The sequence below is a fragment of the Spirosoma pollinicola genome, assembly GCF_002831565.1.
Lineage (GTDB): Bacteria > Bacteroidota > Bacteroidia > Cytophagales > Spirosomataceae > Spirosoma > Spirosoma pollinicola.
In genome coordinates this window covers 6,247,704-6,263,087 of sequence record NZ_CP025096.1, presented here as the reverse complement: position 1 = coordinate 6,263,087, position 15,384 = coordinate 6,247,704, and the positions used below count along the sequence as shown (strand labels likewise).

The following is a 15,384-nucleotide window of genomic DNA, read 5'->3' as shown; positions in this document are numbered from 1 at the left end:
AAACTTCGCCGAACCTGTGATCACAGGCGGGGCCGGATTTTGGCAGGTATCGGCTTGTGCATATGTTAAATTGGCAAATCGTAAAGTTACTAATATGCCAAATAATACACACTTTAAATTACCAATAAATTTATATAGTAACTGTCTTTTCATGTAGAAATATCAATTATTCCATGTTAAGACGAATATCATGCCAAGCCTGATTTTTAAGAAAATAGACTTATTCCAACGTTGATAATTAGATTATATGTAACATAACGACCTGTGTTTATTTAATAAACGTCTCTTCTATATCACAATCAAAAATTTGTTCCTGAGTTATCACAAACCATGCCAACATTAAAATTTTTTATTCAAAATCGGGCTTATATAAAAACTGGTCTAGCCTTCGACCGTATTTGTACTGGCTAGTGCAAACAATTCGTCAATACTCTCAGGAAGTTCTTTTCTGTTATGTGTTACGAACAAAACGGTTTTATTTAAGAAGCTGTCAATCAATCGTCTTGCTCGCTCAATGTGCCGACTATCTATGGCTTGAAAGGGTTCGTCAAGTAACAATACAGGTGCATTTTTCAGAAAAGCCCGTACAAGAAGCACCAATCGTTGTTCGCCCGCCGATAAAGTCCCGAAGGGGCGGCTTTCTGCATGGGTCAAATCAAAATAGGCGAATAAATTGGCCAAATCCGTTTCCGTTTCGGGCGATACTCGATTGGGTGGTGTTAACGTGTCGGTTAGGCCGGTAAGTGCTACCTGCCGGGCCGATAGATGCTGCGGAAAGTACAGATGCAACTCAGGCGAGACAAACCCGATCCGACGTTTTACATCCCAGATAGTTTCGCCCGATTTACCTCGCCGGTTGCCAAACACGCTTACCTGATTCGCATATGCCTGAGGATGGTCGCCATATAGCAAACTGAGCAACACCGACTTACCAGCCCCATTAGGACCGAATAAGGCCCAGCGTTCGTTAGTCCGAACAACCCAGTTAAGATCGTTCAGAATAACCGTATCGCCGTAGCGAACGGTAATATCCTGTAGTCGAAATGCTTCGGCAAAATCAGTCTGCTGCGGTATTGTTTGCAGAACGGGCGGCACGCCAAAGTCTGTTTCGAGCTGATAATTTGCTCTATAGTCTTCTTTGGGGCCTGCCCATAATAGCCTCCCCTGCCCGATTTCGGCTATGTGCGTAGCAAATACCGGTATATCGTCCGCATCGGCGACAAAGACGAGCGAGAGGCCGTGATTGGTCAATTCGCCAAGCCAGGCTGTTAGATCTGACCGGAAGTTGACATCTAAACCCACAAATGGGTTATCTAAAAGCAAAACGGCAGGATGGCGCAAAAGTGCTTTGCCAATACGAGCCTTGCGGGTTTGCCCGTTAGAGAGCTTAATAAATGAACGATCCAATAACGATGTCAAGCCCAGTCGCTCAAGCAAGGCTGTTGACTCGGGCGAGTTGGATACCTGCAAAAAATCGCGCAATGACGGTAGTGCCGTATAACCGGGATCATTTCCATCAGCATGGTCACTCATGGTGGCCTGGTAACGCTGTTGATAGAAGTATCCACTATAAGAGAATCGACTGGACTCTTCTTTGAACGAAACAAATTCTGTGAATACCCGACGAGTCAATGTGCCCGGCGGGGCCGGAAACTGACCTGCCAGAGCCTGTAAAAATGTAGTTTTTCCACTACCCGTTGGCCCGGTTATACACCAACACTCGCCCGACTTCAGTTGGAAAGAAAGATTGCTTAGTACCGGCTTACCACCTCTCCGGACGGTCAACGAATCAAGGGTGATTAAGGGAGTTGGTTGAGACATAAAAAAATGAGGGCCATACCTTTACAAAGGTATGGCCCTCAAAACTTATTCAACGCTCACGCACCTAATTTCTAGGAGGAATGGTCGTTGTTGTTGGGGTAGTCGTAGGCGTTGTTGTCGTAGTTGACGAACTGCTTCTTGTGCGTCGGCTACCATTGCCAGTCGTACCTGAATTGGTCCGATCTGTTGTTGTTGTTGTTGGCGGTACTGTTCCCGAGTTCATAGTACCAGAATTGGTCGTACCCGAGTTCATCGTTCCTGTGCCCGTACCGTATGTAGTTGTGCTACCGTTCGTGCCTGTACCTGTTGTGGTACCCGTAGTAGGCGGTAAGGTTGTACCAGTACCCGTATTTACCGTTGAACCCATTCCTGTTGTGCCGTTTGTTGTTGGCTGACTCGAATTGGTTGTTGGCTGCGTTTGGTATGTACCTGAGTTAGTACCCGTGTTCGTACCATTGGCATTCGTTCCGGTTGTACCCATCGTGCCTGTACCCGTTGTACCCATCGTGCCTGTACCTGTCGTACCGGTTGTGGTACCCGTTGTACCAGAATTGGTGGTACCCGAATTAGTCGTTTGTGCTGCTGCGTTCAGGGCCATGCCAGCTACTAGCATCCAACCCATTATCATTATTTTTTTCATCGTTGAGTTCAGTCTTTCGACTAGTTTACTGTTTAGTCTATGGTATAACTCAACTAAAGGAACAAGTGTTTATTTTTTCGTTTATTTTTTTCAAAAATAAACGGGGTAACAAGCAGATTTACCACTCATTACCCCGTTTACACTATATCTGTTGTGCTTATAAAGTCCCCTTTTTCATTTCTTTCACAGCAAAATCAGCCGCACGGGCGGTCAGTGCCATGTACGTAAGCGAAGGGTTTACACACGATGCCGATGTCATACAGGCACCATCCGTATTGAATACGTTCTTAACCGAGTGTATTTGGTTATGCGCGTTCAGCACCGACGTTTTTGGATCGCGACCCATGCGGGCAGTTCCCATTTCGTGAATACCAATACCGGGGTGTTTCGACTCGTCGTTGTAGGCGGTCACGTTTTTCAGACCTGCGGCTTCGAGCATCTCGGCAGCATCGTTCATCATATCGATCCGCATTTTCTTTTCGTTCTCGCCGTAGGCTGCATCGAATACGATCAAAGGCAGGCCCCACTTATCTTTTTGATCGGGCGAGAGCGTCATCCGGTTATTTGGATCGGCAATCATTTCGCCAAAACCACCAAGGCTCATTGTCCAGGGGCCAGGGGTAGTCAGGCTGTCTTTGAAGTCTGCCCCAAAGCCATCCGTACCATTACCCCGGTTCCAGCCGCCCCGGCCAGCACCACCCTGGTAGCCAAAGCCACGCACGTAATCGCGTTTGTCGCCAGCCCAGTTCCGGTAACGAGGTACGTAAACACCATTAGCACGACGACCATAGTAATACTGATCTTCCATGCCGTCATATTCACCGGCCGCACCAACCGCCAGATGGTGGTCCATGATGTTCCGACCAAGCTGATCTGACTCGTTGCCCATTCCGTTCGGGAAACGGTGCGATTTGGAGTTCATCAGGATAGATGTACTCGCAAAAGCCGATGCATTCAGGAAAATAATCCGGGCGTAATGTTCACGAACTTCTTTGGTGTTCTGATCAATAGTACGGACGCCGGTTGCCTTCCCTTTTTTCTCATCATACAGCACTTCCGACACAATCGAATCAGGCAGAAGTGTCAGTTTACCCGTTTTCATAGCGGCTGGCAATGTTGCCGCCTGCGTACTGAAGTAAGCACCGTATGGGCACCCCCGCATACACTGGTTCCGGAACTGGCAGGCGGCCCGTCCGAGGTCATAGTGAATTTGCTTGGGGGCGGTGAGGTGAGCTGTACGACCCATCGTCACGTGACGGGCCGGAAACGCCTTTTCAATGCGTTTTTTCGCTTCTTTTTCCAGGCAGTTCATCTGCATAGCGGGCAGGAAGTTGCCATCCGGCAAAACGTCCAGACCGTCTTTGCTACCCGAAATACCGGCGAAGGTTTCTACGTAGGTGTACCAGGGAGCCAGATCTTCGTACCGGATTGGCCAGTCGACACCAATGCCTTCTTTGCCATTCGCCATAAAGTCTTCTTTGTTCCAGCGGTAGCTCTGACGCCCCCACATGAGTGAACGACCGCCTACGTGGTAGCCCCGAATCCAGTCTACTTTGCGGTTTTCCTTTTCGAGGTATGGATTTTCTTTGTCGTTCTCGAAATGGTGCCGCCATTCTTCATTGGCGGTATAGCCGGTACGCATATTGGCCCAGTACTCTTCGGCAGCCATAGTCGTAATGCGCCCACGGTGCGGAAACTCCCACGGATTATTGGTAGCGGTTACGTAGCCTTCTACGTGTTTGATATCGCGACCGCGCTCAATCATTAATACTTTCAGGCCTTTCTGGGTAAGTTCTTTAGCAGCCCAGCCGCCAGAAATGCCCGACCCAACGACAATAGCGTCGTAGGTCATATCTTTTTTTGCGTCTATGTTAAGGTTCATGATTTTTTGAATGGATAATGAATAATGGGTAATGGACAATGCTTATCACCAGCACCAGGCCCATATCAATTATTCATTGTACACTACTCATTATACATTAAATGGCCCACGCCTTCTGGCCGGGTTTGAGGGTAACACAACCGTCGTAACGACCCGGAACCGCCACATATTCAAGAGCTTGCGTACAGCCGATTTCGGAGGTGAAATAACCCGTTAACGTCAGGTCTTTCAGGATCATAAAGAACGGCGTGTATTGCTTCTTGGCAGAAGGCATTTGCAAGTCGGCCTGCGCGTTTTCCACTTTAGAAGCCGCTTTTGCCGAGTTCATCTGTGCCAGTTGCTGCTTGGCATCAGCCTGCAGTTTCTTAACAATCTCAATGCGTTGCGTTGGGTCAAGCTGAACAAACGCTTTTCCGTAAGCATCCTGACTCAGTTTGTTGGTCAGTGTCAGACCATCTACAAAGCGTTGCTGATCGTCGGGTTTGTAACAGTCTTTCAGAATAATGTCAATCACTTCGTTCACCTTCGCTGCCTTGGCACCGGGGGTTTTCGTTGTGGGGATAATCGTATCGGCCAGTTCAGCAACGGTCGCATCCTGATCGGCCGTGAAGAAAAGCGGTTTGCCCGTCAGGGCGCGTCGGGCCGCCGAAGCTTCGAGTGTATCGGCCAGCGCGGGTAACGCTATGGCTGAGCCAGCCAGCGCGGCTACCCGCATGAGGGCGTCTCTTCTGTTCATGTGCGTAGAGCGAAATTAGACTTTCAAATAGAACGATATAAGGAAGTACAAATGTATAACAATCAAGGAATGGATTGTGCAATTTGAGGACACACTTTTGGCGGATGTCGTAATTTAGAATGTTACGATACAGTTGCAAACGCGAAGAGATCGGCAACGTATATCGTCGATATCCTGCCGGGCTAAATCCCCCTTCCATTTACTATGTTTTTATAGGCTCGATTTATCGACTGATTTACTTATTTCGGCCTTGGCACATACTGATTGGCACGTTCGTTCCGGGCTGCCAGGGCTACAATCTCCATAATCCGTTTGGCCCGCGTTTCAGACGTTTTTGCGTTGAGCAGCCATTCCAGGATTCCTCGTTTCGCTGATTTAGGAAAAGCCTCAAAGTACCCCTTCGCTGTCGGATTTTCATCGAATTTCTCTGCCAGATCCGGTGGGCAGGTCAGGCGTTCAACTTCATCCAGCGCCGTCCAGGTACCGGTTTGTTTTGCAAGGTTAACCATTGCCATTCCCGCATCGGTCATTTTCCCGGCCAGCGTCAATTTTTCAACTTTTGCTTTGTTGACTCCGCTCCAGTTGCTTTTAGGATTACGCCGGGCGAAAAACTGGAAGTAACGGTTGGCATCGCCCTTTCTGGCCGAGCTATCAATCCAGCCAAAACATAAAGCTTCGTCAACGGCTTCGTCATATGTAACGCTGGGTCTTCCGCTTGCTTTTTTATAAATAGCCAGCCATACGCTCGTTTCAACCGCGTAATTATTGGCCAGCCACTGTCGCCAAGCCGCTGGACTTTCGGCATAAACGGATGTGAGAAGCGATGGTAGTGGCATGGTCATTAGTTAGACAACCCGTAACTCCTGCACTGCCAGCCAGCTCATCAACCCCGCACCGGTCTCTAAAGATGCTTCGTCAATATCGAACGTTGGCGTATGAACGCCCGAAACGATGCCCCGCACTTCGTTGCGGGTGCCTAGGCGGTAAAAACAGGAATCTACAACCTGCGAATAAAAGGCAAAATCCTCCCCTGCCATCCACAAATCGAGGTCGACCACATTCTCAGCACCCATGTACTCGACCGCCTGCGACCGCACGCGCCGGGTAAGTTCGGGGTGGTTTTTCAGGAAGGGGTAACCATGCACAATCGTGAACTCGCACGAGCCACCCATCGCTTCGGCAATGCCTTCGGCTAGTTTGACCATTCGTTTTTTGCCCTCTTCACGCCATTCTTCGTTCATACACCGGAATGTGCCCTGGATTGTCACTTCGTTTGGAATGACATTTGTGACGCCATCGGCAATGAATCGCCCAAATGACAACACCGACGGACTGGCCGGGGGCCGATTTCGACTGATAATCTGTTGCAGGGCCACAATGATGTGGGAGGCAATCAAAACCGGGTCTACGAGGTTGTCGGGCATGGCCGCGTGGCCGCCTTTTCCGCGAACGGTCAGGTAAAGTTCGTCCGTGCTGGCCATGTACATACCCTCACGGAAACCGATTTTTCCCACCGGGATGTTTGGGGCTACATGCTGGCCAATCATGCTGATGGGCGTCGGGTTTTCAAGAACGCCTTCTTTAATCATGAGCGATGCCCCGCCCGGCGCTTTCTCTTCGCCCGGTTGAAAAACCAGCTTTACGGTTCCGTCGAACTGGTCGCGCAGAACGTGTAGAATGCGGGCTACACCTAACAAACTGGCCGTATGCGCATCGTGCCCGCAGGCATGCATGACGCCTTCGACGGTCGACTTGTAGGGCACATCATTCGCTTCGTGAATGGGTAACGCGTCCATATCGGCCCGGAGGGCAACCACTCTTGAACCAGGGTTACGACCCTCTACAATAGCGACCAGACCCGTATCGGCCACGCCCTCTTGTGGGGTTATACCAATGGCTTTGAGCTGATCGGCTACGAAGCGGGCCGTGTTCCGTTCCTGAAAGGAAAGTTCGGGATGCGCATGCAGGTGTCGGCGGGTTTGAACGATATCGGCCGCGTATTGTCGGGCAAGGGATTTGATGGAATCGAGCATAGAGGCTGGGCCAAGCTCCTGCTTGGCCAGTTAAATTAATCACAGGCCAGGCAGGAGCTTGGCCCATACGTTACTGCATCGTTATAAACTGATAATCGCTGATAACCGTTTCCAGAAAAGTCCGATTTGGTAAATCACTCTGGATGGTGGTCACTTGTTTAATTTTATCGGCAGTACGCTTAATTACCTGTTCGTCGCCTTGCCGCAGTGCCTGACGAACAACGCCAATGTCCCGATCAGACAGCATCCGCAGGTCGGGAAATTGCAACATATAATTTTCGGGTAGCGGTCGAATCAGTATATCGTCCAGCAAAACGGCCGGTTTTAATTTCACAACGGTCGTTCCGGCGGCAATGTCGCCCAAACGCTGCCCTTTGCCATTGACTGCAACGGTGACAATGGGCACGACACCGCCTAAAAAAGCGACGGATTCAATGATCCTCAACAACCAGCGGAGCAGATATGCCCCCAGGCCCGGCTGTGAGCCATCGAGCATAACGACCCGAATACCCAGCGCTATTTTGCCAGCACTACGGCCATTTAAGAGCCATTCAGACAGGAGGTCATAAACGACAATGGGGAAGGCTACGACAAAAATATAAAAGGTACTCGGTGTCACGCTTAGTCTGGCAGGAATACCGAAAACGAGTAATGTCCAGCCAAAAATGATCAGATAATCCAGCATAGCCGCCAGAATCCGGTCGCCAATGCTGGCTGGTTCATACTCTAGTAAAACGTTTTGGGACGTGCGGATCGTAACAGACATGCGGATGAATAAAAACGGGGTCGCTTATGCGGTCATTAGCCAAAAGTCGGAAGTATGGCCTTGAGGTCAAAATATTTACCATAAAAGACACTTAAGTCTTTCTTAAAACCAGATTTTTAATCCAATTTAACACCCTTTATAACGACCAGCCGATGCTCTTCGGTCTATTTATATGCGCGAAGCTCTTTTCGTTAAACGCAATTCGGACAAGTGGCGCGATATGGAACAGAATCCTTCGCGCGACCCCGATGAACTGACGGCCCGTTTTGTGGAACTGACCGACGACCTGTCGTATGCGCAAACGTTTTATCCTGACTCAAACGTAACCCGATACCTCAACGGGCTGGCCGCGCAGATGCACCGCGGCCTGATGCAGAATCGGCGCGACGACCGGAGTCGGTTTGTTACGTTCTGGAAATATGAGTTGCCGTTGCTTTTCCGACAGTCGCACCGATTGCTGGCTATTTCGGCCGGTATTTTTCTGGCGGCTGGTATTCTGGGTTGGGTGTCGGCGGCACACGACAATACGTTTGTGCAGCTCATTTTGGGGGATGGCTACGTTAATATGACCCTCGAAAACATCAAGAAAGGCGATCCGCTGGGCGTGTACAACAGCCGCGATCAAGCGTCTATGTTCATACAGATCACCCTGAATAACATCTATGTAGCCTTTCGAACCTTCGTATTTGGTCTATTTGCCTCCTTTGGCACCATCGCGATGCTGTTTTATAACGGGGTAATGCTGGGCGCTTTCCAGTACTTTTTTTACGAACGTGGGCTACTTCTCGACTCAGCTCTAAAAATCTGGATTCATGGCACTCTCGAAATATCGGCGATCATTATTGCGGGTTGTGCGGGGCTCACCGTAGGCAATAGTCTGCTATTTCCGGGAACTTACTCGCGGCTGGAGTCATTCAAGCGCGGTATTAGACGGGGGCTGAAAATCGCCATTGGGCTCGTCCCGATTTTTATTACAGCGGGTTTTCTGGAAAGTTTTATCACACGGCTAACCCTGCCGCCTGTTGTCAGTGGAATCATCATCCTAACATCGGCAGCTTTCATTATCTGGTATTTTATTTTATATCCTATCTCCCTAAACCGTACAAAACAGCCATGATTCAACTCTTCGAACAACGCGATTTCGGCAACAAGATCAACGCGACCTTCCAGTATATTATTCAGAATATGCGGAGCCTGGGCATGGCTCTGATCTACATTGTGGGGCCAGTGGCTCTGGTGGCCGGTATTGCTACCGGTGTCATGCAATCAAACATGCTTCAATTAATGGGCGACACGGGCACGAATAAAAATGATCCGATGGCTGTTTTTCAGTTAATGGGCCAGTTTATATCGCCCTCATTTTGGTTGGCTATGTTCTTTAGCGTTCTGGCAAACGTGGCGGTCATTCTGACGACCTACGCCCATATGAAAGTGTATGACCGAACCAAAAGCAGCCTGATCAGTGTAACCGACGTCTGGACCGAAGTACAGCCCATGATTGGCCGGGCCATCGTTATTACCATTCTGAACTCCATTATTATTGGTGTTGCATTCATCTTTTTCTTTATTCCCGGTCTTTATGTGGCCGTTGTCCTCTCGCTGTCATTAGCCGTTACTGCCTTTGAAGGCACTGACTTTGGTCCCACCTGGAGCCGTTGTTTTCAGCTTATTCGGGACAAATGGTGGTCTACTTTTGGACTAATCTTTGTCACGGGGCTAATTGTCGGAATTGTCGGATTAATATTTGCCGTGCCAACTACCATTATCGCTTTTCTGACAGGAGCGAAAATGCTTCCCGATGTGTCGGTTGTCTGGCTCATTTTGGGCAACGTCATTAACCTTGTTGGCCGAACATTGTTAAATGTTGTGCTATACACAGCCATTGGTTTTCAATACACAAATCTGGTTGAACGGCAGGAAGGTCGGGGGCTGATTTCGGCCATCGACGCCATCGGTACATCAACTACCCACCCCCGCGCAACGGATGAAGGAACGTTTTGATCTACGAATGACGATTCACGAGCTACGATTTGCTGTCTATCGGGCGAGTCTTGTTGTCGGGTTAATAGGGTTATTAGGTCCGTCGGCAATTCTGGCGCAGACAGTTCGTGCTGACTCAATGACAAAAGCACCTGTCCCGGTCATTACCCGCGATGATCGGGCACCGATGCGTGTGCGCTACCCCGAGCAAGATCATCTGCGCGATTTACAGACAGACCATGATTATCAGTATGGGAACGATGCACCTCCGCCCGAAAACCCGCTGGCGCGACTCTGGCAATGGCTCATGCATAAAATCGGGGCGTTTTTATCCAGCGAAGCCTATCAAAACATTTGGCAGTATGTACTTCTTGCTGCTATAGCTGGCGTAGCTGTTTATCTGCTTATGAAAGCCGAAGTACTGCGTTTTCTATTTCCGAAGAAAGCCCAGGCGGCTGGTCTCGATTATGAAAATCTAAGCGAAAACATTCACGAGATCGACTTTAACCAGGCTATCGACGAGGCCGTAAGTTTGCAAAACTACCGGCTGGCTGTTCGCTTGTTATACCTGCAAACGCTTAAACAATTAACCGACTCAGGACGTATTCAGTACAAGCCCGACAAAACCAATCGGCAATACGTATATGAATTAGCAAATTCATCGTTACAGCCTGATTTTGAGCGATTAACTGGTCAATTTGAATTTGTCTGGTACGGCGACTTCCCGATAGGTGAAGCGCAGTTGACGGCGCTGCGAACAGCCTTTTCACAGTTCAACAAAGCTGGTCAGAAACAACCTATAACCTAAGAATTGCCCGGTAACCCGGCACACCTGACTTTGCGTAAACCAAACAAATATCTTCTCATTTTACTGGTTACCGTAACGGCCTACGTGCTCTTTGAGTATTATCGGCCGAAGCCTATCGACTGGCGGGCGACCTACGAGAATGACGACAAAGTTCCGTTTGGTACTCAGGCTCTTTTCGAGCTACTGCCCGATGTCATGCGACCATCGGCGATCAAAACGGTGCTTTTGCCCATATACAACCTTGTGAGCGAAAAGGCGCTGCCAACGCCCAGCAATTATGTGGCTATCTGTCAGGATTTCGGGGTCGATAAAAATGATATTCACCAACTATTAGCCTATGTTGGCCGCGGGAACAATGCCTTCATTTCGGCCTATGAATTGCCCGATACGCTGGGAAAATTACTTGGCTTTAAGGCAGAAGTAAAAGACCCAAAAGAGGCTGATTCGACCCTGCGGCAGAATTTCGTAAACCCATCCTTGCACAAGGTTTCCGGCTATAATTTTATTCATGATGACGGTCGTAATTTCCTGATTATTAAAAAGCCTGCCCTCATAACCGTACTAGGCCGCAACGCTCGAAAAGAACCTGTTTTCATTAAGGTTCGATATGGGAAAGGACAGTTTTTTATTCATAATTTACCCCTGGCTTTTACGAATTACTATGTCCTGAATCAGAAAACGTCCGATTACGCGTTCAAAGCCCTCTCCTATTTGCCCGCTCAGCCAACATATTGGGACGAGTACCAGAAACAGGGTCGGTTTACTGAGGACGAACAATCAATTTTCCGGTATATTCGTTCGCAACCAGCCCTTAACTGGGCCTATTATTTAGTGGCGTTTGGGTTAATTTTCTACGCTATTTTCGCGAGCAAGCGAACTCAGCGGATTATTCCGGTTGTAGAGCCGCCCAAAAATACGTCTCTGGATTTTGTACAAACCATTGGTCGCATGTATTATCAACAGGGTGACCATGAAAATATTGCCCGTAAGAAAATCCAGTATTTTCTAGCTGACATCCGCGAACGATATGGCTTGAACACAACGGTTTTAGACAAGGAATTTACCGAAACGCTGGCCCGAAAAAGTGGTGTATCGCAAGACGAAACGTCGGACCTAGTACGGCTCCTACGCGACACTCAGAAAAGCATTTCGCTTTCAGAATATGACTTAATTACCCTGAACGGGGCAATGGAACATTTTAAACACTGACCGCTCCGGCGGCCCGGCGGGATTTTTACAAGATTTAAAGGATTAAACAAGATTATCCAATAGCCAACTTATCCCGCTGAAAAGCTCGAAGAGCTGTATTAGATAATCTTGTTTAATCCTTTAAATCTTGTAAAAATCCCGCCGGGCCGCCGGAGCGGTCCATCATTATGGACTCATTTCAAACTCGCATCGACCTCACTTCGCTTACTACTGCCGTTGATACTATTCGCGCCGAAGTAGGCAAAGTCATTATTGGCCAGCATCAGACCGTTGATTTACTACTGACGGCTTTGCTTGCCGATGGCCACGTACTCATTGAAGGGGTGCCGGGCGTTGCCAAAACGCTGACGGCCAAACTTCTCGCCAAAACCATGTCGGTAGGTTTTAGCCGGATTCAGTTTACCCCCGACCTGATGCCGTCCGATGTGCTGGGTACCTCTATTTTTATCCCTAAAACCGGTGATTTCGTTTTCAGGCAAGGACCTGTTTTTTCTAACCTTGTGCTGATTGACGAAATAAACCGGGCACCGGCCAAAACACAAGCGGCACTTTTCGAGGTGATGGAGGAGCGGCAGGTAACAAACGACGGTACAACCTATAGCCTCGATGAACCTTTCATGGTGCTGGCTACCCAGAACCCCATTGAGCAGGAAGGTACCTACCGTCTGCCTGAAGCCCAGCTAGACCGCTTTTTGTTTAAGATCATTATTGGTTACCCGGCAGCAAATGAAGAAGTCGATATTTTGCGTGGTCACCATCAACGGCGAAATCTGGCCGATGCGCTCGACGCCGTCAACGCCGTGCTCACCGCCGACCAATTAGCAACCTTACGTGGGCTGGTGCATCAGGTTCATGTTGAGGATAAACTGTTCGAATACATCGCCCAGATCGTTCAGGCAACACGCGTCAATAAATCACTTTACCTGGGTGCATCACCTCGGGCGTCGGTAGCGTTATTGAACAGTGCGAAGGCACTTGCCACACTCCGGGGCCGCGATTTTATCACGCCCGAAGATGTGCAGGAACTTGCCGCGCCGGTCTTACGGCATCGGGTGTTGCTAACCCCCGAACGCGAAATGGAAGGCGGCACTGCCGATGACATTATCGCACAGCTAGTGCAGAAAATTGAGGTGCCCCGATGAACAGTAGCAGACATACGTCATACCTCTTCCAGTCAATCCGTTGGTTGCGGGCGAGTCGTTGGTGTCTGGCTGGTTTATATTTTATATGCCTCATTCTTCACTCATCATTAACCGAAGGGCAAACACGAGACCAACTAACAGGAACCTGGATTGGTGTTCATACTGAACTGGACATTGATTTTAAATGTCCTTTACCAACTTATATTCAGTTAGGCGCCGATAGTACCTATCAGTTGGGCATGGTCGATGGTTCGGCTACCGCCTTCAAATCAACCTGGGCGGTCAATGGAGAAATTGTCCGTTTAGATACCATCCATTTCGCCCCACGGCTCCTGACGATTGAGAACGATTTTCTTCGTATAGGTGCCAATTTCCCAATGGTTTTTCGCCGGTTTACCGACGTTCCAATAGATTCAGCAAGTACATTTCACCAGTTGGCTGGTCGCATCTGGCAATCCAACAACCTGATTATCTCTCTTTATACTAATGGTCGGGCGAGTCTGGAAAGTGCCCTGACAAAACAGCGAACGATACATTTCTGGCGATTGGCAACATTTGGCAAATCGGTATTTATTGTCATTTCTGGTAATCAGCATAATCGCGAAGGCGGCTACAAACCTTTGTGGCAGATTGCGGACGTATTGCCAAACCAGATGAAAGCGATTGGCTGGAATGGTTGTATAGTGGCGACCGAGGCATTTCGTTTCGTTCGAAATTTACTGCCTAACGAGTCATACCGTGGCAGTGGCTTTCAAACCTGCAACAATTGTTTTCAGGCCTTGTGGCATGAAGCACCACTCAACCGTTCGCCCAAACGCTATGGCATTAGCCAACTGGTTGCAAAACACTATCAGACCATTGTGCAGGCTGGGCAATCAGGCTTAATCCGTATTCAACTTGTCGTTAACTGCCAGGGCGAACAGGGCCCATTTACACTCACCAGTTTCGACGAAGACTATTGCCCGAAGACATTCGACAGCCGTATAACGCAGCAATTACAGGAAATCTGCAAGAACCGCATTGCGACTGATCCAACACTATGGCAATCTGAACCACCGAATCCGCCAAACGATGTAAGTGTTGCTTTAACGTTCCGGCTCAAAGATGGACGCATAATTGATATTTTGCCATGAAGTATGTCCTATTCTTAAGTCTTCTGTTGCCCCTTTCGGCCTTTGCTCAGGATGGTGAAAAGCAGTTAAAGTCATGCGCATCCATGCTGACGAATAACAGGCAGCCACAGCGGTTTCCCTTTTTTCTGACCGGGCGACGTACCAATCAGCCGGATACGCTTTCAGCTTCTGCACAGAATTATCGTTACCGGGCTTTTTCCTATCTCTGGCAAAATGACTACGAAGCTGCTACGCTCTGGATGGAAAAAACGGGAGACAACTACCCTAAGGAAAACGGCATGATCGGGGAGGTTTATTTGTCGAAGTTACAGGATTACCCTCGGGCACTGCGCCATCTGGACGCTTACGATGCACTGACTCCCTACTTCGACGATATGATCGGCAACAACCCCGTTAGTTACCTGCGTGGGTTGACCTATCGTAATCTCGGCAACCATACAAAAGCACTTGAACAGTTCTGTATTGGTATCGACTCACTTGCCCTCAAACACGGTGCCGAATGGGTCAATTACAAACATTTTGTGAGTAGAGCGATGAGCTATATTGCTACCGGGCAGGCAGATAAAGCACTCGTGGATTTGGCCAAAGCCAACAAAAATTTCAGCCGGAGTGCGCTGGTGGCTTACCATAGGGGCCGCGCACTTTTGCAACTGAGTCGCACCGCCGAGGCCCGAACAGCGTTTCAGGATGCATCTTTTTTCTACAAAGCCTTACGCGCCGAACGTACAGGCGATTATCAGGAAGATGACTATAACCCTGTCTATGAAGAAGAAATTGACGAGGCTTTAAGTCAATTAAAACCAACAAAACCGTAACTTATGACCTGAACCCTAACGAACACTTGATGCAAACCTTTTACGAGAATAATAGGGCTGTTCTGGACAGCACCCGACAGAATGCCTACAGAGCTGTTAATTTCGCAATGGTCGAAGCCTACTGGCAGATCGGCCAGTTGATTGTTGACGAAGAACAGCAGGGAAATAATAGGGCCGAGTATGGCACCGGCTTACTCAAATACCTCGCCCAACGATTGACCAGCGATTTTGGAAAGGGGTTTGATGAAAGTAACCTCCGATATATACGCCTGTTTTACAAGGCCTTTCCAATTCGTGACGCAGTGCGTCACGAATTGAGCTGGACTCATTACCGCTTATTACTAAAAGTAGATAATCCAGATGCCCGTGCCTGGTACAGATGAAGAATTAATGGCCGAAATCGAACGCGACAAATTATT

15 protein-coding genes are annotated in these 15,384 nt (G+C 48.8%); 8 read left to right on the top strand and 7 right to left on the bottom strand.

Annotated elements, in window-relative coordinates:
• Window positions 1-381: 381 nt before the first annotated feature.
• The 7 genes from CWM47_RS26290 to CWM47_RS26255 form a co-directional block, all read right to left on the bottom strand.
• Window positions 382-1,821, bottom strand: a complete 1,440-nt coding sequence (locus CWM47_RS26290) for an ATP-binding cassette domain-containing protein (protein WP_100991452.1) — start codon at window positions 1,819-1,821, stop codon at window positions 382-384.
• A 64-nt stretch (window positions 1,822-1,885) separates the two neighbouring features.
• Entirely contained in the window at window positions 1,886-2,461 is a 576-nt protein-coding gene (locus CWM47_RS38335; protein WP_157816065.1) for a hypothetical protein, read from the bottom strand.
• A gap of 157 nt (window positions 2,462-2,618) precedes the next feature.
• Entirely contained in the window at window positions 2,619-4,343 is a 1,725-nt protein-coding gene (locus CWM47_RS26275; protein ID WP_100991448.1) for a GMC oxidoreductase, read from the bottom strand.
• Window positions 4,344-4,440: 97 nt separating this feature from the next.
• Complete coding sequence (locus CWM47_RS26270) at window positions 4,441-5,058, bottom strand: gluconate 2-dehydrogenase subunit 3 family protein (protein ID WP_100991446.1); 618 nt, start codon at window positions 5,056-5,058, stop codon at window positions 4,441-4,443.
• A 260-nt stretch (window positions 5,059-5,318) separates the two neighbouring features.
• Window positions 5,319-5,915 (bottom strand): YdeI/OmpD-associated family protein, encoded by a 597-nt coding sequence (locus CWM47_RS26265; protein WP_100994057.1) that lies wholly within the window; start codon window positions 5,913-5,915, stop codon window positions 5,319-5,321.
• Window positions 5,916-5,924: 9 nt separating this feature from the next.
• Window positions 5,925-7,112: a M20 metallopeptidase family protein gene (locus tag CWM47_RS26260; protein ID WP_100991444.1), complete on the bottom strand. Its 1,188-nt coding sequence runs from the start codon at window positions 7,110-7,112 to the stop codon at window positions 5,925-5,927.
• Window positions 7,113-7,182: 70 nt separating this feature from the next.
• A complete protein-coding gene (locus CWM47_RS26255; protein WP_100991442.1) occupies window positions 7,183-7,878 on the bottom strand; it encodes an RDD family protein in 696 nt (231 codons plus the stop codon).
• Window positions 7,879-8,050: 172 nt separating this feature from the next.
• Between CWM47_RS26255 and CWM47_RS26250 the strand changes: the two genes are divergently transcribed.
• The 8 genes from CWM47_RS26250 to CWM47_RS26215 all read left to right on the top strand — a co-directional run bounded on the left by CWM47_RS26250 (window position 8,051) and on the right by CWM47_RS26215 (window position 15,348).
• The gene (locus CWM47_RS26250; protein ID WP_100991440.1) at window positions 8,051-8,995 is read left to right on the top strand and encodes a stage II sporulation protein M; all 945 of its coding nucleotides are present in this window, start codon (window positions 8,051-8,053) and stop codon (window positions 8,993-8,995) included.
• Window positions 8,992-9,879, top strand: a complete 888-nt coding sequence (locus CWM47_RS26245; RefSeq protein ID WP_100991438.1) for a hypothetical protein — start codon at window positions 8,992-8,994, stop codon at window positions 9,877-9,879. Before CWM47_RS26250 ends, CWM47_RS26245 begins: the two co-directional genes overlap by 4 nt.
• Window positions 9,863-10,666, top strand: coding sequence for a DUF4129 domain-containing protein (locus CWM47_RS26240; RefSeq protein WP_240625479.1), 804 nt, complete (start codon window positions 9,863-9,865; stop codon window positions 10,664-10,666). Before CWM47_RS26245 ends, CWM47_RS26240 begins: the two co-directional genes overlap by 17 nt.
• 30 nt (window positions 10,667-10,696) lie before the next feature.
• Complete coding sequence (locus CWM47_RS26235; RefSeq protein ID WP_100994055.1) at window positions 10,697-11,875, top strand: DUF4350 domain-containing protein; 1,179 nt, start codon at window positions 10,697-10,699, stop codon at window positions 11,873-11,875.
• A 167-nt stretch (window positions 11,876-12,042) separates the two neighbouring features.
• Window positions 12,043-13,017, top strand: a complete 975-nt coding sequence (locus CWM47_RS26230; RefSeq protein ID WP_100991436.1) for an AAA family ATPase — start codon at window positions 12,043-12,045, stop codon at window positions 13,015-13,017.
• Entirely contained in the window at window positions 13,014-14,150 is a 1,137-nt protein-coding gene (locus CWM47_RS26225; RefSeq protein ID WP_100991434.1) for a hypothetical protein, read from the top strand. The genes CWM47_RS26230 and CWM47_RS26225 overlap by 4 nt, the downstream gene beginning before the upstream one ends.
• Window positions 14,147-14,965, top strand: coding sequence for a tetratricopeptide repeat protein (locus CWM47_RS26220; protein ID WP_100991432.1), 819 nt, complete (start codon window positions 14,147-14,149; stop codon window positions 14,963-14,965). Before CWM47_RS26225 ends, CWM47_RS26220 begins: the two co-directional genes overlap by 4 nt.
• A 29-nt stretch (window positions 14,966-14,994) precedes the next feature.
• Window positions 14,995-15,348 carry a DUF1016 N-terminal domain-containing protein gene (locus CWM47_RS26215; RefSeq protein WP_100991430.1) on the top strand — a complete coding sequence of 118 codons (354 nt, stop codon included), beginning with the start codon at window positions 14,995-14,997 and terminating at the stop codon, window positions 15,346-15,348.
• Window positions 15,349-15,384 lie beyond the last annotated feature (36 nt).